Annotated in this window: 22 protein-coding genes and 1 tRNA gene; 12 read left to right on the top strand and 11 right to left on the bottom strand. The window is 72.9% G+C overall.

What is annotated here, in order from left to right; genetic code table 11:
• Positions 1-166 precede the first annotated feature (166 nt).
• Positions 167-241: transfer RNA gene (locus QF032_RS12655), tRNA-Val, on the top strand.
• A 74-nt stretch (positions 242-315) separates the two neighbouring features.
• Here QF032_RS12655 and QF032_RS12650 read toward each other — a convergent pair.
• Entirely contained in the window at positions 316-681 is a 366-nt protein-coding gene (locus QF032_RS12650; protein ID WP_307056028.1) for a hypothetical protein, read from the bottom strand.
• Between the two features lie 72 nt (positions 682-753).
• The gene (locus QF032_RS12645; protein WP_307056027.1) at positions 754-1638 is read right to left on the bottom strand and encodes a serine hydrolase domain-containing protein; all 885 of its coding nucleotides are present in this window, start codon (positions 1636-1638) and stop codon (positions 754-756) included.
• 127 nt (positions 1639-1765) lie between these two features.
• Between QF032_RS12645 and QF032_RS12640 the strand changes: the two genes are divergently transcribed.
• Complete coding sequence (locus tag QF032_RS12640) at positions 1766-2308, top strand: GNAT family N-acetyltransferase (protein ID WP_307056026.1); 543 nt, start codon at positions 1766-1768, stop codon at positions 2306-2308.
• On the opposite strand, the gene QF032_RS12635 is transcribed toward QF032_RS12640, so the two are convergent.
• Positions 2283-3233, bottom strand: a complete 951-nt coding sequence (locus QF032_RS12635; protein ID WP_307050059.1) for a ketopantoate reductase family protein — start codon at positions 3231-3233, stop codon at positions 2283-2285. The genes QF032_RS12640 and QF032_RS12635 overlap by 26 nt on opposite strands.
• Positions 3234-3331: 98 nt before the next feature.
• On the opposite strand from QF032_RS12635, the gene QF032_RS40600 reads away from it, so the two are divergent.
• Entirely contained in the window at positions 3332-3631 is a 300-nt protein-coding gene (locus QF032_RS40600) for a DUF2277 family protein (RefSeq protein ID WP_373430329.1), read from the top strand.
• A 2-nt stretch (positions 3632-3633) separates the two neighbouring features.
• Positions 3634-3873, top strand: coding sequence for a DUF2277 domain-containing protein (locus QF032_RS12625; RefSeq protein ID WP_307042429.1), 240 nt, complete (start codon positions 3634-3636; stop codon positions 3871-3873).
• Positions 3874-4087: 214 nt separating this feature from the next.
• On the opposite strand, the gene QF032_RS12620 is transcribed toward QF032_RS12625, so the two are convergent.
• From QF032_RS12620 to QF032_RS12605, 4 genes are all read right to left on the bottom strand, one after another.
• Positions 4088-4699, bottom strand: coding sequence for a DedA family protein (locus QF032_RS12620; RefSeq protein ID WP_307056025.1), 612 nt, complete (start codon positions 4697-4699; stop codon positions 4088-4090).
• A 243-nt stretch (positions 4700-4942) separates the two neighbouring features.
• Positions 4943-5392: a DoxX family protein gene (locus tag QF032_RS12615; RefSeq protein ID WP_307042424.1), complete on the bottom strand. Its 450-nt coding sequence runs from the start codon at positions 5390-5392 to the stop codon at positions 4943-4945.
• 230 nt (positions 5393-5622) lie between these two features.
• Positions 5623-7305: an alkaline phosphatase D family protein gene (locus QF032_RS12610; protein WP_307056024.1), complete on the bottom strand. Its 1683-nt coding sequence runs from the start codon at positions 7303-7305 to the stop codon at positions 5623-5625.
• A 78-nt stretch (positions 7306-7383) separates the two neighbouring features.
• Positions 7384-8028 (bottom strand): HNH endonuclease family protein, encoded by a 645-nt coding sequence (locus tag QF032_RS12605; RefSeq protein ID WP_307042419.1) that lies wholly within the window; start codon positions 8026-8028, stop codon positions 7384-7386.
• 386 nt (positions 8029-8414) lie between these two features.
• Here QF032_RS12605 and QF032_RS12600 point away from each other — a divergent pair, with 386 nt between their 5' ends.
• Both QF032_RS12600 and QF032_RS12595 read left to right on the top strand, forming a co-directional pair.
• Complete coding sequence (locus QF032_RS12600; protein ID WP_307042417.1) at positions 8415-8996, top strand: TMEM165/GDT1 family protein; 582 nt, start codon at positions 8415-8417, stop codon at positions 8994-8996.
• Between the two features lie 268 nt (positions 8997-9264).
• Complete coding sequence (locus QF032_RS12595) at positions 9265-9921, top strand: HAD-IA family hydrolase (protein WP_307056023.1); 657 nt, start codon at positions 9265-9267, stop codon at positions 9919-9921.
• Positions 9922-10007: 86 nt separating this feature from the next.
• Here the strand turns inward: QF032_RS12595 and QF032_RS12590 are convergent, their stop codons facing one another.
• Positions 10008-11114 carry a peptidoglycan-binding domain-containing protein gene (locus tag QF032_RS12590; protein WP_307056022.1) on the bottom strand — a complete coding sequence of 369 codons (1107 nt, stop codon included), beginning with the start codon at positions 11112-11114 and terminating at the stop codon, positions 10008-10010.
• Positions 11115-11284: 170 nt separating this feature from the next.
• On the opposite strand from QF032_RS12590, the gene QF032_RS12585 reads away from it, so the two are divergent.
• The gene (locus tag QF032_RS12585; RefSeq protein ID WP_307056021.1) at positions 11285-13324 is read left to right on the top strand and encodes an MFS transporter; all 2040 of its coding nucleotides are present in this window, start codon (positions 11285-11287) and stop codon (positions 13322-13324) included.
• Here the strand turns inward: QF032_RS12585 and QF032_RS12580 are convergent.
• Positions 13317-13898: a GNAT family N-acetyltransferase gene (locus QF032_RS12580; protein ID WP_307056020.1), complete on the bottom strand. Its 582-nt coding sequence runs from the start codon at positions 13896-13898 to the stop codon at positions 13317-13319. The two genes, QF032_RS12585 and QF032_RS12580, sit on opposite strands and share 8 nt — an antisense overlap.
• 280 nt (positions 13899-14178) lie before the next feature.
• On the opposite strand from QF032_RS12580, the gene QF032_RS12575 reads away from it, so the two are divergent.
• Together QF032_RS12575 and QF032_RS12570 are read left to right on the top strand one after the other, a co-directional pair.
• Positions 14179-14889, top strand: a complete 711-nt coding sequence (locus QF032_RS12575) for a hypothetical protein (protein WP_306952790.1) — start codon at positions 14179-14181, stop codon at positions 14887-14889.
• Between the two features lie 5 nt (positions 14890-14894).
• Complete coding sequence (locus QF032_RS12570; protein ID WP_307056019.1) at positions 14895-15731, top strand: hypothetical protein; 837 nt, start codon at positions 14895-14897, stop codon at positions 15729-15731.
• A gap of 40 nt (positions 15732-15771) precedes the next feature.
• Here the strand turns inward: QF032_RS12570 and QF032_RS12565 are convergent, their stop codons facing one another.
• Complete coding sequence (locus tag QF032_RS12565) at positions 15772-16197, bottom strand: DnaJ family domain-containing protein (protein ID WP_307042406.1); 426 nt, start codon at positions 16195-16197, stop codon at positions 15772-15774.
• A gap of 117 nt (positions 16198-16314) precedes the next feature.
• Here QF032_RS12565 and QF032_RS12560 point away from each other — a divergent pair, with 117 nt between their 5' ends.
• On the top strand, positions 16315-16701 hold the full coding sequence (locus QF032_RS12560; RefSeq protein ID WP_307056018.1) for a hypothetical protein: 387 nt from the start codon (positions 16315-16317) through the stop codon (positions 16699-16701).
• Between the two features lie 62 nt (positions 16702-16763).
• Here QF032_RS12560 and QF032_RS12555 read toward each other — a convergent pair whose 3' ends face one another.
• Positions 16764-17435, bottom strand: a complete 672-nt coding sequence (locus QF032_RS12555; RefSeq protein ID WP_307042402.1) for an O-methyltransferase — start codon at positions 17433-17435, stop codon at positions 16764-16766.
• A gap of 672 nt (positions 17436-18107) precedes the next feature.
• Between QF032_RS12555 and QF032_RS12550 the strand changes: the two genes are divergently transcribed.
• Both QF032_RS12550 and QF032_RS12545 read left to right on the top strand, forming a co-directional pair.
• Positions 18108-20222 (top strand): bifunctional glycosyltransferase 87/phosphatase PAP2 family protein, encoded by a 2115-nt coding sequence (locus QF032_RS12550; protein WP_373430328.1) that lies wholly within the window; start codon positions 18108-18110, stop codon positions 20220-20222.
• Between the two features lie 80 nt (positions 20223-20302).
• Positions 20303-22342: a CHAT domain-containing protein gene (locus QF032_RS12545; protein WP_307056017.1), complete on the top strand. Its 2040-nt coding sequence runs from the start codon at positions 20303-20305 to the stop codon at positions 22340-22342.
• Positions 22343-22351 lie beyond the last annotated feature (9 nt).

The following is a 22351-nucleotide window of genomic DNA, read 5'->3' as shown; positions in this document are numbered from 1 at the left end:
GATCTCCCCCTGGGCTGCCTGACGCTGCACTGACGACGGTAGGCAGCCGCGGGCTCCCGGACGATCCGGCACACTCCCGGATCCGGGGTGGGGGTAACCCCCCATGACCCCGATACGGGTTTGCGGGGCATGGGCCGCGGCGATGTAGGCTGTCGGCTCGTGTCCTGGGTGCGTAGCTCAGGGGTAGAGCGCCTGCCTTACAAGCAGGATGTCGGCGGTTCGAAACCGTCCGCGCCCACCAAGGACGACGCCCCGGTCTCCGGCGCGTCGCCACCGACGGCCCTCCGTTTCCCGGGGGGCCGTCGTCGTGTCGGGTCAGGCCTGCCCGGCGGCGGGGCCGGGAGGCGGGTCGAGGGGCGGCTCGGGGGTGTGCTTGAGGGCCATGCGGGCCTCGACGCGGTCCACCGACGCGACCTCCGCCCAGAAGCGGTGGCAGGTCACGAACACCGCGAGCTCGTGCTCCCGCCGCCGCAGCTTCTCCACCTCGGCCTGCTCGTCAGCCGTCCAGCCGGGCGAGGCGGGCCGCTCGGCCTTGCGCCAGCCGCCCGTGTCGCTGTAGCCGTCCAGGGGCTCCACCGACCAGGGAAGCCGCTTCAGCAGGGCCGACAGCTCGGCCCGGACCTGATGCAGCTCCTCCTGACCGGCGCGCAGGTCGCTGGGAAAGTCATAGGTCGTAGCCACACGCCAATGGTACGCCTGTTCGATTTTGAGTAGCGAGCTTCTTCGGGGTGTTCGTGTGAACGAGTGTTCGAATTAACCCGGTCGGCGGCCCTGGCCGAGCAGCGTGACGCCCAGCCGGTCCGTCTCCTCCGGTTCCGCGTTCAGGCGGTGGACGACCACCCAGCTCCCGTCGTCCCCGGCCCCGGCGAACAGCGACGCGAGACGGGTCGCCCCGTTGTGCCATACCAGCGAGCCGGTCCGGATCCAGGAGGGCGCGGGGTCGCCCAGTCGTCGCTCCACGAGGAGCCGCACGACCAGGTCGGCCACGGCGCGGGGAGTCGCCCACAGGCCTCCCGCCGGCAGGATCGCCCCGTCCATCGTCCAGGGCCTGCGGGACCCGCCGAACAGCCCCGGGGCCTGCAGACACCGCTCGGGGGCGGGGTGCGCGGTCATCTCCGCGATGTCCAGAGGACGCAGCACGTACGCCGTCGCCAGCTCCTCGTAGGTCGTCCCGGCCGCGGCGGTCAGGGCCGCGCCGAGGATCGCGTAGCCGAAGTTGGAGTACTCCTCCCCGCTCCCCGGCGGACCGACGGCCAGCGTGTCCAGCCGGGGGAGGAGCGCGTGCAGCGCGGGGAGGTCGAACGCGGCGTACGGATCCCGGTCCGGAAGGGGGCCCGGTGGCAGCCGCGGGAGGCCGGAGGTGTGCCGGGCGAGGTCGAGCAGGGTGATCCCGGTGGCGGGGGCCGCGGGCAGCCACCGTTCGACCGGATCGTCGAGGCCGAGCACCCCCGCCGCGGCCATCCGGGTCAGCGCCGTGCCGGTGACGACCTTGGTCAGCGAGGCGATCGGCACATAGCGGTCGACGGCGTGCCCGTCGCCGAGGGACGGCGGGCCGGCGTGGCCGAGCACGCAGGTCGGCACGCGGCGGCGCACGAGCGACGCCGCCCGCGACACGGCGCCGGGGACGGCAACGGGCATACGTCCTTCTTCCGTCGGTCGGTCGTGAACGGGGCGGCGTCGGGGCCGAGTTCGCCCGGGGACGTCATGATCGTACGTCCGGCTTCGGCGTCCGTCCGTGTCATACCCCGGCTCTACGATGACGGACATGGAGGACACGCAGGCGGAACCGGTACGGCTGGTGCCGTGGTCGGAGGGCGACTTCTGGCTGCTGCGGCGGACCAACAGCCCGGAGATGACCGGCCATCTGGGCGGGCCGGAGAGCGAGGAGAAGCTCGCCGACCGGCATCGGCGGTACCTCGAACTGCCCGCCGGGCGCATGTACCGGGTCGTGTCGGCGGCAGACGGCGCGACCGTCGGCTCGATCGGCTACTGGGCGCGCGAGTGGCGGGGCGAAGCGGTGTGGGAGACGGGCTGGACGATCCTGCCCGAGTTCCAGGGCAGAGGGCTCGCCGCACAGGCCGCCCGGGTCCTGGTGGACGCCGTGCGCCGGGCCGACGGCGGCCGCCCGGCCCTGCACGCCTACCCTTCCGTGGACCATGCCGCTTCCAACGGGGCCTGCCGCAGGGCCGGGTTCACGCTGCTCGGGGAGGTCGGGTTCGAGTACCCGAAAGGGAACCGGATCACGTCCAACGACTGGTACGTCGATCTTCGCCGCCCCGCTCCTACCGGGGGTCGCCGGGCCGAATGACGTCCGGTCGGGTGGCGACCGCCGTGTGCGCGTCCGTCAACTCCCTCACCAGGCGCGCCGTCAGCGGCGCCGGCACCCCGTGCCGTTCGGCCGCGCGCAGCAACGCCCCGCCGATCGCGTCGAGTTCGAGAGGCCGGCCGGCCTCGGCGTCGCGCTGCATGGAGGACTTCATGGCGGGGGCGAAGGCGTCGTAGCGTGCGAGGGCCGTGGCCGGGTCGACGGGTGCGCCGCACGCGGTGCTGACGGCGGCGGTCTCCTCGACCAGCGCGGCCAGCTCCTCGCGGTGCCGGGTGCGCACCTCGCCCAGTGGCAGCGCGTGGCGGGTGGTGAGCAGCGCGAAGGGCGCGAGAAACGACATCTTCGCCCACAGGACGGCCGTCTCGTCCGGCAGGACGCGGACCGTCGGGCCGGCCGCCGTCAGCGTCCGGGCGAGCGCGTCCAGGCGCGGGCGCGGCACGGCGTCGCCGGTCAGGTCGATCTCCGCGAACGAGCTCCCGTGCTCGATCGCTCCCGGGGCGACCCGGGTGGACTCGACGCGGATGACGGCGGGCGCGACCCCGTCGGGGCGGTGGTGCGCGCGCAGGGCGGCCGGATGCTCGACGCCGTTCAGCAGCGGCACGAGCAGGGTGTCGTCGCCGAGCACCGGGGCGGGGACACGGGCCAGAGCGGCGTCGAGCGCCGTGTGCTTGACGGCGATCAGGACCGCGTCGACCGGAGCGCGCAGCTCGGTGTCCGCGTCGACGGGGGCGGTGAACTCGCCGAACGCGGCACTGCGGACGCGGATGCCCCGCGTGCGCAGAACTTGCGCGGTGTCCTCGCCGGCCAGGCAGGTGACCCGGAGCCCGGCGCGGGACAGCAGGGCGGCGAGCAGTCCGCCCACCCCGCCGGGGCCGAGGACGGCGACGGTGCGTATGTCGTGCGGCATGGTGCTGTCGTCCCTCTCGTCGGTCGGCCCCGCGGGAGCGGTGGCCGCCACAGAGATGATCGTGGCACAGGAGGGGGGCGCGGGGGCAGACTGTGAGCATGTGCCGGAGTATCAAGACGTTGCGTCCGCCCGCGTTGCCCGAGGAGGCGACCGAGGACGAGGTACGCGCCGCAGCCCTGCAGTACGTCCGCAAGGTGTCCGGTTTCCGGGCCCCGGAGCCCGGCGCGGGACAGCAGGGCGGCGAGCAGTCCGCCCACCCCGCCGGGGCCGAGGACGGCGACGGTGCGTATGTCGTGCGGCATGGTGCTGTCGTCCCTCTCGTCGGTCGGCCCCGCGGGAGCGGTGGCCGCCACAGAGATGATCGTGGCACAGGAGGGGGGCGCGGGGGCAGACTGTGAGCATGTGCCGGAGTATCAAGACGTTGCGTCCGCCCGCGTTGCCCGAGGAGGCGACCGAGGACGAGGTACGCGCCGCAGCCCTGCAGTACGTCCGCAAGGTGTCCGGTTTCCGGGCCCCGGCCGAGCACAACCGGGAGGTGTTCGAGCGGGCCGTGGACGCCGTCGCCGCGGCCACGGCGGAACTTCTGGACGGCCTCGAGGTGCGCGGCGCGTCCCGCAGCGGCGCCGCTGCGCGGGCGTAGCCGGGCCGTCCACGGCCGTCGGCCGCCATGACCCGTCCTGGCCGCCGTGACCGACCCCGGCCGCCCTGGGGCGCACGGGCGGGGCCTGTGCCCGCACGGGCGGGACCTGTGGCGCGCTGATCGGCCCGGGTCGCCCCGCTTGGTCTGCCCGGGGTCACGCAGGGCAGTCCGGGCGACCTGACGCTCCGCCGCGGCGGCGCGTCCGGCCGGGTCGTTACGCCGGCTGGCGGCGCATGACGAAACCGGCGGCGGCGCCCGCGCCGAACAGGGCGAGGACCGACACCCCCGTCGCCAGCCAGGTCGTGCCCAGCCAGTGGGCGCCGAAGTAGCCGAGGGCGGCGCTGTAGGCCGCCCAGGAGAGGCCGGCCAGCGCGGACCACGGGAGGAACTCGCGCGGGCGGCGGTGCGCGGCGCCCGCGATCAGCGAGACGACGGAGCGGCCGGCCGGGGCGAAGCGGGCCAGCACGACCAGGGCGCCGCCGCCCCGGGCCAGCGCCTCGCCGAGACGTTCCTGCGCGGTGGTCAGCCGGCGGGAGCGGGAGATCGCCCGGTCCAGGCGCTCACCGCCGCGCCAGGCGAGCCGGTAGGCCACCAGGTCGCCCAGCACCGAGGCGGTCGCCGCGGAGAGGATCAGGACCATGATGTCGGGCACGTCGTGCGGGACCCGTCCCGTCGCCGCGCCCGAGCCCGCCGCGGCGGCCGTGGCCGCCGTGATGACGAGCACCCCGCTGGGCAGCACCGGCAGGAACACGTCGAGGAGGACCGACAGGCCCACCACCGCGTAGATCCAGGGGCTGCCGAGCAACGCCCCCACACTGTCGAACACCGCGAACTCCCCGTGTCTCCCCCGTGACGACCGACCGTGCCGCTGTGTCGCGGGGGAGCGGCAGGTGCGGCCAATGACAGCCATACAGCGTACGCCCGGGGTGTGACAGCGGATTCACGGGGGGCTCGTGTGTTCGGCACAGCACGTTCACCCGCGGGATGCCCATGACCGCCCGGCGGACGCGCGGCCGGGCGGTCATGGGGGGGGGCGGTGTGTGCCCTGGAGCGTGGCGGGGCGGCCGGGTCAGACGGAGACCGTGGCCTGCTGCGTCGCGGGCTCCCGCTTCGTGGCCGTGCGGCTCGCGACCAGGCGGTCCAGGCCGAGGGCGCCGGAACCGGTGAACACCAGCAGCAGGAAGGCCCAGCAGAACATCGCCGACGCCTCGCCGCCGTTCTCCATCGGCCACAGGGCGTGGGGCTGGTGCACCTTGAAGTACGCGTACGCCATGGAGCCCGAGGCGAGTAAGGCGGCGGGCCGGGTGCCGAGGCCGACCAGCACCAGGCTGCCGCAGACGAGTTGGATCACGGCCGCGTACCAGCCGGGCCAGGCGCCGGCGTCGACGGTGCGGCCGGCGGCCTCGGCGCCGAGGACGCCGAAGAGCGAGGCCGCGCCGTGGCAGGTGAAGAGCAGGCCGACGACGATGCGGTAGAGGCCGACCGCGTACGGCTGTGCGGTGTCGAGACGAGCGGACATGGTGGGGGGTGCTCCTTCGGTGTCGGGCGGGCCGATCCTGAAAGGGGAGTGGACCGGCCCGGTCGTCGGGGGCGGCGGTACCGAACGAGCCGTCACGCTAGAGGGAGCCGACTGATGCTTGCTAGTTCAACTTGAGCCATCACTGACGCATAAGAGAGCAACCACCTTGCGGATTACCCTTTTTGACGGGTAATCAGCTGGCTGCTCGGCAACTCGGCGGGGCGAACCCGTCAGGAGGTGAGGTCGGATTCCTCCACCGTGGCGAGCGACCCGTCCTGCTGCGCCTGCTCCAGCCGCAAGCGGGCGGAACGGCCGCGCAGGGTCAGCGACATGAGCTGGTTGCCGAACCACGGACCGCCCTTCTTGCGCCAGGTGACGGGAAGGCGCGGGCAGCGGCCGTGCCGGCGCAGCCGCCGGCCGAGCGCGCGGGCCAGGGCGCTCCAGCCGAAGCGGAAGCCCACCCGGATCGTCAGGGGGACGGAGTTGTGGACGGGCGAGCAGGTGAGCTGCAGCACCCGGGCGTCCGGCCCGGGCGTGTCGCGCCAGCGCGCCTCGGCCACGTAGGCGTGGTGCACGTCCCCGGAGAGCACCAGCACGCTCGCCGGCGCGTCCGCCCCGGCCCCCGTGTCGGCGATCAGCTCCGCCAGCTCGGCGAAGGACTCGGGGAAGGCCGCCCAGTGCTCCAGGTCCGCGCCGCGCCGCAGCTTCTCCCCGAAGCGGGCCCAGCGCGCGCCGCGCTCACCCCGGCACAGCGCCGCGTCCCACTCCTCGGCGTCGTGCACCAGGTGCGGCAGCAGCCAGGGCAGCGAGGAGCCGAGGAGAAGGTGGTCGTAGGAGCCGGGACGGTCGAGGACCTGGGCGCGCAGCCACGCCCGCTCGCCCTCGTCGAGCATCGCGCGCCGGTCCTCCTCGAGGACCCGCGCCGCCCGGCTGTCCACGATCAGCAGCCGGACCCGCCCGAAGTCGCGCCGGTAGCTCCACCGCACGGACTCCGGGTCGGTGTCCGCCCGGTCGGCGAAGGCGCGCAGCACGTCGGTGCCGTCGGGCGCGTCGCGTACGGCCGCGTAGAGCGGGTCGGTGGCCAGTTCGGCCGGTGAGAGGTTCCCGAGGTGCTGGTGCACCCAGTACGACATCAGGCCGCTCAGCACCCGCTCGCGCCACCAGGCGGTGCCCCGCATGTCGGCCAGCCAGGCCGCGGAGGTGTTCCAGTCGTCGATCACGTCGTGGTCGTCGAAGACCATGCAGGTCGGTACGGTGGACAGCAGCCAGCGCACCCCGGGGTCGCGCCAGGACTCGTAGTAGAGCCAGGTGTACTCCTCGTAGTCCGCGACCTCGGCGCCCGGCGGATCGGTCAGGCCGCGGCGGGCGTCGATCCGCTCCCGGGTCGCGTCGGAGACCTCGTCGGCGTACACCTGGTCGCCCAGCAGCAGCAGGACGTCCGGGCGTTCGGCGGCCGGGTCGGCGGCGAGGCGCGCCGCCAGGCCGTCCAGGGCGTCGGGGCCGACCGGGTCGTTCCCGCCGGCCGGGGGCGCCGCCCAGCGGCAGGAGCCGAACGCCACCCGGACGGCGTCGCCGCCGTGCGCGCCGCCGTCCCCGTCCCGGTTCCCGCCCCCGCTCCCGTCGCGTTCGGCGGCGGGGGAGTGGATCTCGGAGGGCGGGAAGGGGGAGTCGGGCGGCGGCCACACGTGTGACCCGTCGAGGAAGACCTCGTAGGCCGTCGAGGTGCCCGCCGTCAGGCCGGTCACCTCGACCAGCGCGTAGTGGTGGCCCGCCACCTGGAAGGTGCGGGCGGCGCCGGCCGCACCGTCGGCACAGCGCACCTCGGCGGCGCACGGACGGCTCGCCTCGACCCATACGGTCGCGGACGAGCCGTCGGCGTATCTCAGCAGTGGTCCCAGCCGCAGTCCGGCCACGTGATCGCCCTCCTCCGTCGCACCGTACGGTACGGAACGACGAGGGCCCGCGGGGAGTGCCGGGCGGCCGCGGACCGGTCAGCAGCCGGCGAGATAGCTCGTCAGCGCGCTCTTCTCGGCGGAGTCCACCGAGAGGCCGTAGTAGTACTTCACCTGCACCCAGGCGCGCACGTAGGTGCAGCGGTACGAGGTGACCGACGGCATCCACTCGGCCGGGTCCTGGTCGCTCTTGGACTGGTTCACGTTGTCCGTGACGGCGATGAGCTGCGGGCGGGTCACGTCGTTGGCGAAGGACTGGCGCCGGGCGGTGGTCCAGGCGCTCGCCCCGGAGTCCCAGGCCTCGGCGAGCGGGACCAGGTGGTCGATGTCGAGGTCGGAGGCGGCGGTCCAGGTGGCGCCGTCGTAGGGGGAGAACCAGCTGCCGCTGGTGGCGGTGCAGGCGGAGTTGGTGACGACGTTCGTACCGTCCCGCTTGAGGATGTACTCACGCGTGTTGCACGTGCCGCTGATGGTGATCCAGGTGGGGAACAGGTCGCGGTCGTAGCCGGTGCGGCTCTCGGCCTTCACGGTGAGCGAGGCGAGGTAGGTGCGGGCGGTGGCGGCGGAGACCGGGGTGGGCAGGGCGGCGGAGGCGGTCGGGGCCTGGAACAGCCCGACCGAGGCTATGAGGGCGGTGAGGGCGGCTGTTGCGCTCAGCCGTCCACGCGCGTAGAACTTCGACATGCGAACTCCGTTGGGGAGGCGGGGTGTTGCAGCACGGGCGTGGGAATGCTCGCGCCGCCGCGTTGCGGGGAGATGTGCGTCCGATGAGAAGTTAGTGACGAGTGCATGACACGACAAGGTCTACGGCGGAACGATCTCGTACACTGGACGGCGCAGAAGGGGAGTAGCTCTTCGCCGGACCGTCGACATACTGCTCAGCTCGTCTGAGCCGGCGCCCGGAGGCGAGTCCGTGATGACGGGGCCCGCCGGCGAGACCTTCGGCAAGCAGTGCCCATCCGTGCCGCACGGCACGGATGACGTGTGCTGCCGTGCCGAGGCGTCTTCGTGAGGATCTTCGCAAGGACTGCAGCACTCTCGGCGGGGCGGCCCCGACCGATAGAGGAACCTTGATCAGCATCACCGTGACGGCGCTCGTCTTCGGCGTCGTCTTCCTGGCAGAACTGCCGGACAAGACCGCCCTGGCCGGACTCGTCCTCGGCACCCGCTACCGCGCCTCGTACGTCTTCGCCGGCATCGCCGCCGCCTTCGCCCTGCACGTCACGCTCGCCGTCGCGGCGGGCAGCGTGCTCACCCTGCTGCCGCAGCAGATCGTGCACGCGCTGACCGGCGTCCTCTTCCTCGGCGGCGCGGCCGTGCTGCTGCTGAAGAAGGACGAGGACGACGAGGAGGTCCGGCGGCCGGAGGACCAGTCCTTCTGGAAGGTCGCCGGCGCGGGCTTCATGCTGATCCTCGTCGCCGAGTTCGGCGACCTCACCCAGATCATGACGGCCAACCTGGCCGCCCGCTACGACGACCCGCTCTCCGTCGGCCTGGGCGCGGTGCTGGCGCTGTGGGCGGTGGCCGGCCTCGGCATCGTCGGCGGCAAAGCCCTGATGAAGCGGGTGCCGCTGACGCTGATCACCCGGATCGCGGCCCTGTTGATGCTGCTGCTGGGCGTGTGGAGCCTCTGGGAGGCGATCACCGGCTGAGGCGGGCGGCGGGACGCGGGCTGCGGGCTGCGGGAGGCGGGGTGCCGGGCGTGGGGCGCCGGGCGGACCGGGGTACCCGGGGCACCCGGCGGACCGGGGGCACTCGGCGGACCCGGGCCCGCTGGGCGAGGTGGGCCGGGTGGCGCCGGGGGATCCTTGTTTTGTACCGTGGGGGAACAAAGTGGCTCCCGCTCGTTTTCCCTGACCGGCGGGCGGGGCCGCCTTGTCCTTGCGTACGAGAGCCACCGATGACGTACGGGAGCCACTGATGCCGGTCCTCACCGCCCACGCCCTCCTTCTCGACATGGACGGCACCCTCGTGAACTCCGACGCCGTCGTGGAGCGGATCTGGCGGCGCTGGGCCGACGCGCACGGACTCGACGGCGACGAGGTCATGAAGGTCGTCCACGGCCGGCAGGGGCATGCCTCGATGGCCGTGCTGCTGCCCGGCCGGCCCATGCGGCTGAACCTCGAGGACAACGCGCGGATGCTGGCGGCGGAGACCGCCGACCTGGACGGCGTCGTCCCGGTGCCCGGCGCGCCCGGGTTCCTCGCCTCCCTGCGCGGCGTCCCGCACGCGCTGGTCACCTCGGCGGACGTCCCGCTGTCGACGGCCCGGATGGCCGCGGCGGGGCTGGAACTCCCCGAGGTGTGCGTGACCGCGGAGTCGGTGGGCGCGAGCAAGCCGGACCCCGAGGGCTTTCTGAAGGGCGCGGCGGAGTTGGGGGTCGACCCGGCGCGGTGCGTCGTCTTCGAGGACTCCGGCGCGGGCATCGAGGCGGGGCGGGCCGCCGGGATGCGGGTCGTCGGTGTGGGACCGCGAGCGGCGGCCCACGGGCCGGACGCGGTCGTGCGCGATCTCCGCGAGGTGCGCGTGGAGGCCACGGGTGCGGGGGAGGCGGGGGTACGGATCCGGATCGGCTGAGCCCGTACGGCCTCGTCCGGCTCCGGGTGTCCACCGGTTCCGGTTGTCCTCCGGGCTTCCGGGTGTCCACCGGTTCCGGGTGGCGCCTACGGCTCCTTCGTCTCTGATTCCAGGCAGGCCCGGGTCACCGGGCCGTACACGCCCAGGCCGTCCTCCGTCGCGCCCCGGGACCGCTGGTAGTTGCGCAGGGCGTCCTCGACCTCTCCGCTGAAGGAGCCGTCGGCCTCGCCGTCGTAGAAGGACACCGCCTTCAGCCGCAGTTGCAGTTCGGTCACCTCGGTCCCCTGGTCGCCGCGCCGCAGCGGGACGGCGCCCACGGCGCCGTTCTGGACGGCGTCGGCCGCCTTGTCGGGGCCCGAGGCGCGGGAGGCGTCGGCGGTCGGGGTCGCCGGGCTCGTCTCGGTCGACGGCGACGCGGACGGCGAGGCGCTCTCCGGTGTCGCGGACGGCGACGGGCGCTCGGTCTCGGGGGCCGGCGGCGGGGCCTCGGAGGCGGACGGGGACGCGGAGCGGCTCGCCGACGGCGACGCGGAGGACGCGCCGACGCTCGGGGCGGGCACAGCGGCCCGCACGTCCTCGGGGGTCGCGCTCTCGCGGGTCGGCTTCTCGTAGGAGAACAGCCCGGCGGCGAACCCGGCCGCCGTCACCACGGCGACGACGGCGCCGGTCGTCGCGACCAGCAGGAGCCGGCGGCGGCGCGGACGGGGGGGTTCCTCGTGGGCGCGTGTCGCACCGGCGTAAGCCGTCTCGAACAGCCGTAGATCGGTCGTACCGGGCTCGGAGCCCGCAGGGGGGAGCGCAGTGGGCAGGGCCGCCGTGACGTCCCGTGGCGGGCCGGCGGGGTCCACGCGGCGCAGGGGCATCGTCGCGTCGGCCGGAACCGCCGCCATCGGCATCGTCACGTCGGTACCCCGGGGAACGCCGCTCGCGCCGGTCGTGCCCGGCCCGTTCGCGCCCCGCCCGTTCGTCCCGTCGGGTTCCGCTTCGTCGAGTTCCACGTATGGCCGTATGCGCAACGGATCGAAGTCCTCCGCGGCGGCCGCCTCCGCCGTGCGCGTGTCGCGCAGGGCGTCGGAGACCCGCCGGGCGCAGGCGCAGGACGGGGTGTTGTCGGGTGCCCGGAGCGCTCCGCACTCCGGGCACGGCAGTCCCTGCCGTTCCGTCCGCCTCTGCCGCCCCGTCGGATCGATCACGTGTTCGGCCCTCCCCTTCCAAACTCCAGAGATTATGCAGATCCTCCACACAACCGGTCGTCCACGGCCCCCGGAACGTCAAATTCCGTCTGGAGGCGGGAGGACTCAAGAGGCCATAACGGGTCACACCGATCACGATGGAAAGGGTCACCGAGCCTCAGGAGGCATCCATGGCGTTGGACGCGCACAGCCGTACGGCGGATCCGCGTCAGGAACACGTGTCCGGAAACGTTCTCGTCTCGATCGGCGCCCTGCTGCTCGGCATGCTCCTCGCCGCCCTCGACCAGACGATCGTGTCGACCGCCCTGCCGACGATCGTCAGCGACCTCGGTGGTATGGAGCACCTGTCCTGGGTGGTCACCGCGTATCTGCTGGCGTCGACGGCCGCGACCCCGCTGTGGGGCAAACTCGGTGACCAGTACGGGCGCAAGCGGTTGTTCGAGGCGGCGATCGTCCTCTTCCTGATCGGTTCGGCGCTGTGCGGAATGGCGCAAAACATGCCGCAGTTGATCGCCTTCCGCGCGCTCCAGGGCCTGGGCGGCGGCGGGTTGATGGTCCTGTCCATGGCGATCGTCGGTGACATCGTGCCGCCGCGCGACCGGGGCCGCTACCAGGGCCTGTTCGGCGCGGTGTTCGGCGCCACGAGCGTCCTCGGCCCGCTGCTGGGCGGCCTGTTCACCGAGCACCTGAGCTGGCGCTGGGTGTTCTACGTCAACCTTCCCGTCGGCGTCGTGGCCCTCGCCGTCATCGCGGCCGTGCTGCACATCCCGCGCAGGTCGACGAAACACGTCATCGACTACCTGGGCACCTTCCTCATCGCCTCCGTCGCCACCTGTCTGGTGCTGGTGGCCTCGCTCGGCGGCACCACCTGGGACTGGGGCTCGCCGCAGATCGTCGCGCTGGTGCTGCTGGGAGCCCTGCTGGCGGTCGCGTTCGTGGCCGTGGAGCGGCGGGCGGCCGAACCGGTGCTGCCGCTCAAGCTGTTCCGCGTCCGCACCTTCACCCTCTCCGCCGTGATCAGTTTCATCATCGGCTTCGCGATGTTCGGCGCGATGACCTACCTGCCGACCTTCCTGCAGGTGGTGCACGGCGTCTCGCCGACCATGTCCGGCGTGCACATGCTGCCGATGGTGGTCGGCATGCTGCTCTCCTCCACAGGGTCCGGCCAGATCGTCAGCCGCACCGGCCGCTGGAAGGTGTTCCCGGTCGCCGGCACCGCTGTCACGGCGCTCGGTCTGCTCCTCCTGCACCGGCTCGACGAGCACAGCTCCACGGCCGAGATGAGCGTCTGCTTCTTCGTCTTCGGCCTCGGCCTCGGCCTGGTCATGCAGGTGCTGGTGCTGATCGTGCAGAACGCGGTCCCCTACGAGGACCTCGGCGTCGCCACCTCCGGCGCCACCTTCTTCCGCTCCATCGGCGCCTCGTTCGGCGTCGCGATCTTCGGCACGATCTTCGCGGCCCGCCTCGGCGACAAGCTCGCCGACGCCTTCGCCGGCGTCCGCCTCCCGCCCGGGGTGTCGGCCGACGCGCTCGAGTCCGACCCGCGCGGCATCGCCGGCCTGCCGTCCGACCTGCGTCCGAGCGTCCTGGACGCGTACGCCTCCGCGATCACCGACGTCTTCCTGTACGCCGCGCCCGTCGCCGTCGTCGGCTTCGTCCTGGCCTGGTTCCTGCGGGAGGACCCGCTGCGCGCCTCGGTCACCGCCCCCGACGTCACCGAGACCCTCGCCAGCAACCCGGTGGAACGCTCCTCGTACGACGAGGTGTGCCGGGCGCTGTCCGTCCTCGGCACCCGCGAGGGCCGCCGCGAGATCTACCGGACCATCACCGCACGCGCCGGCTACGACCTCGTCCCCGCCGCGAGCTGGCTGCTGCTGCGCATCAAGCGGTACGGCAGCGTCGAGCCGTCGATGGTGGCCGAACGCAGCTCCGTCCCGCTGCCGGTGGTCATCGAGGCGGCCCGGCAGATCGAGGGACGGGGTCTCGTCGTCCGCCGGGGCCTGGACATGGTGCTGACCGACGAGGGCCGGGTGACCGCCGAACGGCTCGCCGCGGCCCGCGAGGAGTCGCTGGCCGAACTGCTCGGCGACTGGTGGGGACCGGACCGGCCCACCGACCTGGCCCAGCTGGTCAGGGAGCTGACCGGCGAGCTGTGCGGCTCGGACCGGGAGCAGCCGCACGACGTACGGCCGGTGAACCGGCTCAACTGAGCTGTGGCGAGAGGGTCTTCTCGAACCAGTGGTCGGCGTAGGGGGCGTCGTTGTACGGCTCGGTCTCGGTGTATCCCAGCCGGGTGTACAGGGCGCGGGCCTCGACCAGGTCGGCGCGGGTGTCGAGCACCAGCCGGTCCGCGCCGAGAGCGCGGGCGGCGCCCTCGGCTGCCCGGACGAGCAGCGGAGCGCCGCCCCTGCCGCGCACACCCTCCCGCACGAAGACCCGGGTGAGCTCGGCGGTCGACGCGTCCAGCAGCCTTACGCCCGCGGTGCCCGCCGGTTCGCCGCCGTACCGGCCCACCAGCAACTGCCCGGCGGGCGGCGAGAGTTCGGCGCCGGTGTGGGCGGCGATCTCCCGGTCCAGCTCGGCGGGTGCGGTGCGGCGCCCCTCGTGCAACAGGTAGTAGCGGTCGCTGACTTCGGTGTAGTACGCCCGCCAGAGCGCCACGGCGTCGGGGGAGTCGAAGGGCTCGGGGGCGATGGTCCACGGCGCCGCTGCCGGGGAGGGGGCCGGGGCCGAGCTGGGGGTTGGGGTCGGGGTCGAGCCGGGGGACGGTGTCGGGGTCGTCATGCGGACATTGTCGGGAGGGGGCCCGGCCGCCCCGCAATCGAATTTGCCCGACCGCCGGCTCGGCTCGGCCCGGCCCGGTCCGGCTCCCCGGCTCGGCCCGGCCGTGGGGGTCCGTTCCGAAGGACGTGGGCGCCCGCGTCGGGCTCGCGCCGAGCCCGTTCGAGCCCGCGCCGAGCTCGTTCCGGGGCCGCGCTCCCCGGTCCGCGTCGTTTGGGAGGGGCCGTCCGGGCAACCCGGGTCAGGAACCGGCCCGTGGGGCCGACACACCGGAAGGCAAGGCATGTCCACAGGAGTGATCATCGCTCTGATCGTGGTCGTGGCGGCCGTAGTCGCCGTCGCGGCCGTCCTGGCCGTGCGGGCCCGCGGCTCGCACGGCGGACGCAGCCTGAAGCAGCGCTTCGGGCCCGAGTACGACCGGGCGGTAGCCCGGCACGACGGAGACGTCAAGGCCGCGGAGCGGGAGCTCGACGCTCGCGTGGAGCGGCACGGCGGACTGCGCGAACGTCCGCTGGAAGCCGCCGAACGCGAGCGGTTCGAGGCTCGTTGGACGGCCGCCCAGGAGCGGTTCGTCGACTCCCCCCGCGAAGCGGTGGCCGAAGCGGACCGGCTGATCGCGGAAGTCGCCGGCGCCCGGGGCTTCCCGGACAGCGGCCAGTACGAGGAGCAGCTCGCCGCGCTCTCCGTCCACCACGCGCACCGCGTCGACGGCTACCGCCGCGTCCACCGCGTCGCCCGCTTCTCCGCGGGCGGGGACGGCACGAGCCACCCGGGCTCGGCCGACGCCCCGGGGACCGGCGGCGGGCAGGCGCCCGGTACCGAGGACATGCGGGCCGCCATGGTCGAGGCCCGCGCCCTCTTCGACGACCTGGTCGGCCCGGCCGGCCGCGATCCCGGCCATCACCGCGCGGCGCAGCCCGCGACCCGGGAGCGCTCCGGCTCCGGCCACCACCTGCCGTGGGGCTTCCACCGCCACCAGACGAAGGAGGGCTGACCGTCATGCCGGACATGACACCGAGCACGGGCTCCGCCCCGGAGAACCGCGAACGGCCCGACGACCGCCGGTCCGCCACCCCGGTCGGCGAAACCCCGCCGGCCCCCGAGACGGCCCTGCCGGGCGAGACGGACCGGGCGCCGAGGGAGGCGACGGAGGAGCGCGCCCGGGCGGCGACGGCCTCCGGCGCACCCCTCACGACAGCACCCGGCGCCACCGGCACCACCCGCAGCACTGCAGCGCCGGGCAGCCCCGGCAGCACCGGCTCGACCGACGCACCGGGCGCGGTCGGCATCGGCGGCTCGTCCCGCGCGGCAGCGGGTACGGCGGCCGTGGAGCCGAAGTCGCTCCGCCCCGAACCCGGTGCGACCGCGAACGAGGCGGGCGGCACGGGAGTCGCCGACGGCACGGGCACAGGCCGTACGGGCACGGGCGGTACGGGCACAGGCCGTACGGGCACGGGCGGTAAGGCGGTGGAGGCCGGTGAGCGGGCGGCCACCGCCGGGCACCACGACACCCGCGGCGCGTCGTCCCTGCTCCCGGACGAGGAGTGCGACCGGATAGCCACCCGTCTGCGGCATGCCGTCGTCGGGTTCGTCGACGGTCCCCGGGACGCCGTGGTGGAGGCCGACGAGGTGCTGGAGGAGCTCGCCGGACGCCTCACCGAGGCCGTGGACCGCCGCCGCAGCACCCTGCGCGGCTCCTGGCAGCAGGAGGGCGGCGGAAAGACGCACGGCGGCAAGGACCGCGGGCCGACGGCCGCCACGGCCGTCGACACCGAACAACTGCGGCTGGCCCTGCGGGACTACCGCGAGCTCACGGAGCGGCTGCTGCACCTCTGACCGCTCCTCTGCACTGCCGGTTCAGTCCCGGCACCGCTGCTCAGTCCCGCGGCACGTCCTCGGCCGCCGCCCGGCGCTCCCGCCACTGCTGTACGACCGTTTCGACGTCGTACGGCTTCATGCCCAGCGGGGGGCCGGGCGGCGGCTTGAACATCATGTCGCGCAGCTTCACGTTGACGTCCGTGATGATCTTCCGGACGAGGCGCTCCGACGGCGCCGCGTAGGCGGCCGCGAGCGCGTCCTCCGCCTCCTTGCGCAGGGCGAGGGTCGGCGGCAGCACGGAGAGGCCCTCCCGGGCCAACTTCCGCTTGATCCACCAGAGTTCGTCGTAGGAGGTGTCGGTAACGGCAGGCAACGGCTTTCCCGCGCCCGGCAGTCGGTCGAACTCGCCGCGCCGCTCGGCGTCGCGGATCTGCTTGTCGACCCAGGACTCGAACGGGACACCCGGTGGCTTTCGCTCGGTCATGCGTCCATTGTGCCGGACGCCATGGGCCCGGGCGATTTACCATGCGTCGGCTGTACACGCACACTTAGGACACAGGACGCCGACAGGCATGCCGAAGACACCTCAAGGGGAGCGCACGTGCTCGAACTGACCATGGCCACCGTCTCCGGGACGGAAGAGGGCGCCACGGCCGGCATGCTGATGGCCGACTCGCCGAGCGACCCGGGCGCCCTGCTGCGGGTGGGCCGGGACAGGTCCGTGTGCCGTCTCGCGACGCCCGACGACTGGCTGTTCGTCTCCCGTGTGCACCTGGAGTTCCTGTGCGGCGCCGACGGCACCTGGCAGGTGTCGTGGCTGCGCGGCTCGCAGGACGAGCCCTCGTCCGAGGTGCGGCTGGTGATCGGGCAGTACACCCAGTCGCTCGTGTACGGCGGGACACTGCCGCTGGCGGGCTCCGGCGAGATCATCGTGTACGACCGCACCGGGCCGCGCAGCGTCAACGTGGGCTTCTACCACGAGGGCTGAGCCCTCCGCCCCCGCCGTCGCACAACCCGGCAGGGGCCGCGGAGCAGCTGCGCAAGGAAGGGCTACGCCAGGACGCGCGCCAGTGCGAAACCGTCGTAGCCCTTCGCCCCCACCGTCTGGATCGCCGTGCCGCTCAGCCTCGGATGCGATCCGATCAGCTCGATCGCGCCGCGACTGCCGCGCACGTCCTCTGCGTCACTGTGCGCCTCGGCGACCCGGCCGCCGCGGACGACGTTGTCGACGACGATCAGACTGCCGGCGCTCGTGAGCCTCAGCGCCCACTCCAGATAGTGGACGTTGTTTCCCTTGTCGGCGTCGATGAAGACCAGGTCGAACGGGGGCGGGTTCTCGTCCGCCAGCCGCGGCAGCGACTCCAGCGCCGCGCCGACCCGCACCTCGACCACCTTGTCGAGGCCCGCGCGGGCGATGTTGCGGACGGCGACCTCCGCGTGCCCGGGGTCGTACTCCAGGGAGATCAGCCGGCCGTCGGCGGGCAGCGCGCGGGCCAGCCAGATGGTGCTGTAACCGCCGAGCGTGCCGATCTCCAGGATCTGCCGCGCCCCCTGCACCTCGGCGAGGATCTGCAGCAGTTTGCCCTGGTTCGCCGTCACGTTGATGTGCGGCAGCCCGGCGGCCTCGCTGTTCCGCAGCGCGGCCGCCATCACCTCGTCGTCCGGGGCGAGACGGCCGGTGAAGTAGGCGTCGACGGCGTCCCAGACCTGCGACTCGCTCATGCGCTCAGCCTCTCGTGTGCCTGACATGTCGGGCGGCATGTCGGTGACAAATGGTTAGACACGCTAACAAGCCGTGTCAATGGCACCCGTCACGGACGACGCCAGTCCGCCCGCGCCGCACGGCTCCGAGCGGCTGAATTCACCCGTTCGGAGCAGGGGAGGCGGCCGACTGTCCGAGGGGCCGCCCGGGGACCGCCGGAGGGACCGCCGGAGGGACCGCCCGGGGACCGCCTGAGGGACCGCCGGAGGGACCGCCCGGGGACCGCCCGGGGACCGCCGGAGGGACCGCCCGGGGACCGCCGGAGGGGTGTCCGCCCAGGGGGTCGCCCGATGTGGTTCCCGCCTGACGTCGCGGGGGCGAGGCGGCGGGCGTGCCGCCGTAAACACACCGCACCCCGCATCACCCCGGCACTCTCCGTACGCCCCGACGCGTGGGGTGCCATGAAGGTACGACGTGAGAGGCCATTTCGGGTCGCACGGCGATCCGGATTCCGCCGCCTGCGGAGGCGATCCGTCCGATGGACGCACTATCCTCTACCGGGCAAAAGGAGAGAAATCGTCGGGTGGATTGGGGGCCGGCGTCTTCGTGTGCGGGGGGAGACGTGCGCCTCATGAGAGGCGCCGGACGATCCCGCGCGGCGCGCGTGGACGAACGGGCGGAGGCCACAGAGCGTGGCGAATGCGGAACACGGCGGGCGGACGACGGAACCCCTCGCACCGGCGGCCGGCAGAACCGACCCGGCCGGGGCGCGTCTGCGCGCCGCCCGCCTCGGCCTCTGGCTGGTGGCGGCCTTCCTCGCCGTACGCCAGGTGGCCGTCGTCCTCGGCACCCCGCGCGGAGAACGGCTGACGGACCTGGAGACCTGGGCCGGACCCGACGGCGTGCTGCACGTCAACGGCTCGCTCTACGACTCCACGCGCTTCACCGGCACCCCCTTCGGCGGGCTGGTCCTCAAGCCCCTCACCCGGGCGGCCGAACAGGCCCTCGGCTGGGGCTGGACCTTCGGCACGCTGCTGCTGGTCGTCGCCCTCGGCGTGATCGCCGCCCGCAACCTGCCCCGGCCGCTCGGCAGACGGACCTCGCTGCTCGCCGCACCGGTCGCGACCAGCCTGCTCATGCTGTCGCTGCCCGTGCGCAACGCGTTCTGGCTCGGCCAGACCAGCATCATCCCGGTCCTCCTCGTCGTTCTCGGCTGTTTCGTCGCCCGGGACTGGCGGTCCGCCGGCGTCCTCATCGGCGTGGCCGCCGCCCTCCAGCCCGCGGTCCTGCTCTTCGCCGCCCTGCTCTGGTTCACCGGCCGCCGCCGTGCCGCGGCCGCCTCGGGGGCCGCCTTCGCCGGCGTCACGCTGCTCACCTGGGCGTCCATGCCACGCGACTCGTACATCTACTGGGTGCACCACCTGGCGGGCGCCGGCCTCGGCGGCGAGGCGGACGCCCTCGCCAACCAGTCCCTGCACGGCGCCCTGCTGCGTTTCGGCCTCTCCGGGCCGCTCGAGATCGGCCTGTTCCTGTCGCTCGGCGCGGCCGTCGCGGTCCTCGGCGTGCGGCGGGCGGTCCGCTACGCACGCGACGGCCAGCTGCTCCTCGCGGTCGCCGTGACCGGCTGCGCGGCGATCGCCGTCTCGCCCGCCACCTGGCAGCACCAGCTGCTGTGGGTGCTGCCGGCGGTGGTCGGCCGAGTCGGTAGGCGTGCCTGCGACCGCCATGTCTGGCCGGTGGCGGTCATCGTGGTGATGACGCTCCCCGGTGCCATGGCGCTGCCCCACATGGCGGCCCTGTACCCGCTGCGCGACAACGCGGTGCTGCTGACAGCGGTCGCCGCCGCCACGGTCGTCCCCTTCCTGCCGCGGACGTCCCCCTGCTACCGGACGCCGATTCCGGCCGAGCACGCCCCGCCGGTCCCCGCCCGCTTCAGGCGCGTGCAGCTGCTGCCGTTCCTCAAGCGCGTCCTGACCCGCCCCAACCTGCTCCTGGAACTGCTGCTGATCCGCGTCACGTACGCGGCCTACCAGCAGGTCCGGCTGGCGGCGACCGGCGGCACGAACTCCGGCGGACGGGCGCGCGCGGAGACGCACGGACAGCAGATCCTCGACATCGAGCGGTTCCTGCACCTCGACGTGGAGCGCGCGGTCAACCACTGGGCGGCCGGCGTCGGCCGGCTGCGGGACTTCTTCGACTTCTACTACACGTCCTTCCACTTCGCCGTCCCGCTGACCGTCCTCGCGGCGCTGTACGTGCGCCGCCCGGCCGACTACCGCTGGGCCCGCGCGTCCCTCGGCTTCGCGACCCTGCTGGCCCTGGTCGGCTTCTGGCTCTATCCGCTGGCGCCGCCCCGCCTGATGCCGGGCCTGGGCGTCATCGACACCGTCCACGGCGTCCAGGACTTCTCCAAGCCGGACTACGGCACCCTCACCGCGCTCACCAACCAGTACGCGGCGATGCCGTCCCTGCACTTCGGCTGGTCTCTGTGGTGCGGCATGGTCATCGCGATCGTCGCCCGGAGACGGTGGGTGAAGGCCCTCGGCCTGCTGCACCCGCTCCTCACCGCCTCGTCCATCGTGACCACCGGCAACCACTGGGTACTGGACGCGGCCGGCGGCGCGGCGGTGGTACTGGCCGGCTTCGGCCTTTCCTACCTGCTCACGGGCCCCCGGGCGCAGACGGTGACGGCGGCCAGGACGACGGGGGCGGCAGCGGCGGCAGGGTCGGCGGCGGCCGGGTCGGGGGTGAGGGAGGAGACGGCCGAGTCGGCGTCGGCCCCGCGGAAGGATCCTGCCCGGAGGTAGTTCCATGCCCCCGCCCACCAAGTGGACGCCCCTGAGTATCGGGTGTGCAATTGTCATTGTGGGGTTCGGAGGTGGCGAGAATGGAGAGCCTACCGTTTCGGCTCGAAATTATTGAAACCGATACCGAGTGGATTATCGGCTGCTCCTCCGAGCTGGGTGAAGCGAGTCTGCGGGTCCCGCCGCCGTATTCGGGAGGCGAACTGGAATCGGCCTTGCGCAGGGTGGAGAAGTCCCTGGAGAGGTCATACACGATGAACATCGTGCGTGGTGCGTCGGCATCGGCGCCGGAGAGGTCCGTCCGAGAATTCGGAAGTGTCCTCACCAGGACGGTCCTGCGAGATAGAATACTCACCCAGTTCGACCGGTGCCGAATACGGGCGAAAGAGCAAGGGAAGTCTCTTCGGGTATTGCTGCGCTCGGACGGCCCCCGGGTGGGAAGTATTCCGTGGGAGTACATGGTCGATCCGTCCCGTGATGACTATCTGGCCCTTCACGTGCCGGTCGTGCGGAACCTGCGGCTCATGGATCCCGTCAAGCCGATGGACCTTTCGCTCCCGCTTCGTGTGCTCGGCATCTCGGCACTCCCGGCCGATCTTCCCCCGCTGGATGCGCGACGGGAGAGAGAGCGTATCGCGGAGGTCCTCCGGCAGGAGAGTTCCGAGAACGTCGACGTGAACTGGCTTCCCGGCGACCGGTACCAAGATCTCAAGAGCGCGTTGCTCACCGATACCTGGCATGTTCTCCACTGCGTCTGCCACGGCGGATTCGACGACGGATGCGCCGAGGGATACATCCAACTCACCGGGGACGACGGGTCGGCGATGCGCGTCCACGCGAGTGCCCTCAGACGATTGCCGCACAGTCCCCAACTGCGTCTGGTCGTGCTGAACGCCTGTGAGTCCGCGGTGAGCGGATCGGACGACGTCTTCACGAGCACGGCCGCCGCCCTCGTGGCCTCGGGAGTGCCGGCCGTGGTCGCGATGCAGTACGAGATCACCGACCGGGCGGCGTTCACGTTCGCGTCCTCGTTCTACGAGCGGGTCGCCGAAGGACTTCCGGTCGACCGGGCGGTGACGCTCGCCCGAGATGACGTCAAAGTGCGTCTGGGCACCCTGGAGTGGGCCACCCCGGTGCTGTTCCTCGCCTCCGACACGGTACAGATCTTCGCTCCGCCCAAAGTGCCGCTGGACAAGAAGCCACGACAGTCGACCGAACCGACACCCGAAGCCAGCGCCGTGGTCGCCGAGGTCGGCCCCTGCGGGCATGTGGCACTCGGGCCGGGGAACCTGGCGGCCGCGGCCTGCGACGACGGAGTCATCAGGGTCGTCGAAACCGCGAAGGGGAAACTGGTCGCCCAGTGCCTCGCGGTGCAGCGCGAGAAGCCGGTGCGTATCGCCTGGAGTCCCTGGCGACGGCACCTCGCAAGCCGGTACCAGGACGGCACCGTCGTCCTGTGGGACCTCAAGACCGAGATGCCCGTGCGCGTCATGACGGCAGAGGGGCAGGGCGAAGGCGTCGCCTTCAGCTCGGACGGCCACTGGCTCGCGGTGACCGCGGGAAATCACCTCCACGTCTACGACGCGCACGGCGCACGGGTGCGGGACCTGACGGTGTGTTCGCCGAAACAGGCAGCACTCTGGGCGGCGGGGCAGAACGCCCCGCTCGGGCCCGTCTGCTTCGCACCAGGCGACCGGCACATAGTCGCTGCCTGCGGAGACGGCCGGCTGAGACAGCTGAACGTGCGGGGGCTGCCCGTCATGGAATGGCCGCATCCCCAGCCCATCGTCAGCCTCGCCGCCACGAACGGCCTTCTCGCCACAGGCTGCCTGGACGGCCGGGTGCGCCTGTGGACCTGGGACGGCGACCTGCTCTGGCGCACCCAACCCAAGCGCCCCGCGCAGCAACTCGCGTTCGCCACCGGTCGTTCCGCGGTCGCGACGGCACATCAGCGAGGGAAGGTGTCCATCCGGAACGTGCACACCGGAAGGGGCACGTCCGTGACGAGACTGGCAAGCCGGCCCGTAGGCCTCGCGTTCCTCGACGACGGCGAGGGACTCGTCACCGCCACCCGCACGGGCGTGGTCCAGCGATGGGAACTGCCTGACTGGATGGCCGAATAAGGAGTCGCT

The sequence above is a fragment of the Streptomyces achromogenes genome (genome assembly GCF_030816715.1).
Classification (GTDB): Bacteria; Actinomycetota; Actinomycetes; order Streptomycetales; family Streptomycetaceae; genus Streptomyces; species Streptomyces achromogenes_A.
Note: the sequence above shows the minus strand (reverse complement) of the source record. Positions and strands in the feature narration are given on the sequence as shown.

Coding starts and splice junctions, on each gene's coding strand:
- QF032_RS12615 (WP_307042424.1), bottom strand. CDS start 5,392: ATGTCCGCTCGTCTCGACACCGCACAGCCGTACGCGGTCGGCCTCTAC.
- QF032_RS12575 (WP_306952790.1), top strand. CDS start 14,179: ATGTCCACAGGAGTGATCATCGCTCTGATCGTGGTCGTGGCGGCCGTA.
- QF032_RS12565 (WP_307042406.1), bottom strand. CDS start 16,197: ATGACCGAGCGAAAGCCACCGGGTGTCCCGTTCGAGTCCTGGGTCGAC.
- QF032_RS12645 (WP_307056027.1), bottom strand. CDS start 1,638: ATGCCCGTTGCCGTCCCCGGCGCCGTGTCGCGGGCGGCGTCGCTCGTG.
- QF032_RS12605 (WP_307042419.1), bottom strand. CDS start 8,028: ATGTCGAAGTTCTACGCGCGTGGACGGCTGAGCGCAACAGCCGCCCTC.
- QF032_RS12635 (WP_307050059.1), bottom strand. CDS start 3,233: ATGCCGCACGACATACGCACCGTCGCCGTCCTCGGCCCCGGCGGGGTG.
- QF032_RS12570 (WP_307056019.1), top strand. CDS start 14,895: ATGCCGGACATGACACCGAGCACGGGCTCCGCCCCGGAGAACCGCGAA.
- QF032_RS12625 (WP_307042429.1), top strand. CDS start 3,634: ATGTGCCGGAGTATCAAGACGTTGCGTCCGCCCGCGTTGCCCGAGGAG.
- QF032_RS12545 (WP_307056017.1), top strand. CDS start 20,303: ATGGAGAGCCTACCGTTTCGGCTCGAAATTATTGAAACCGATACCGAG.
- QF032_RS12640 (WP_307056026.1), top strand. CDS start 1,766: ATGGAGGACACGCAGGCGGAACCGGTACGGCTGGTGCCGTGGTCGGAG.
- QF032_RS12595 (WP_307056023.1), top strand. CDS start 9,265: ATGCCGGTCCTCACCGCCCACGCCCTCCTTCTCGACATGGACGGCACC.
- QF032_RS12555 (WP_307042402.1), bottom strand. CDS start 17,435: ATGAGCGAGTCGCAGGTCTGGGACGCCGTCGACGCCTACTTCACCGGC.
- QF032_RS12585 (WP_307056021.1), top strand. CDS start 11,285: ATGGCGTTGGACGCGCACAGCCGTACGGCGGATCCGCGTCAGGAACAC.
- QF032_RS12580 (WP_307056020.1), bottom strand. CDS start 13,898: ATGACGACCCCGACACCGTCCCCCGGCTCGACCCCGACCCCAACCCCC.
- QF032_RS40600 (WP_373430329.1), top strand. CDS start 3,332: ATGTGCCGGAGTATCAAGACGTTGCGTCCGCCCGCGTTGCCCGAGGAG.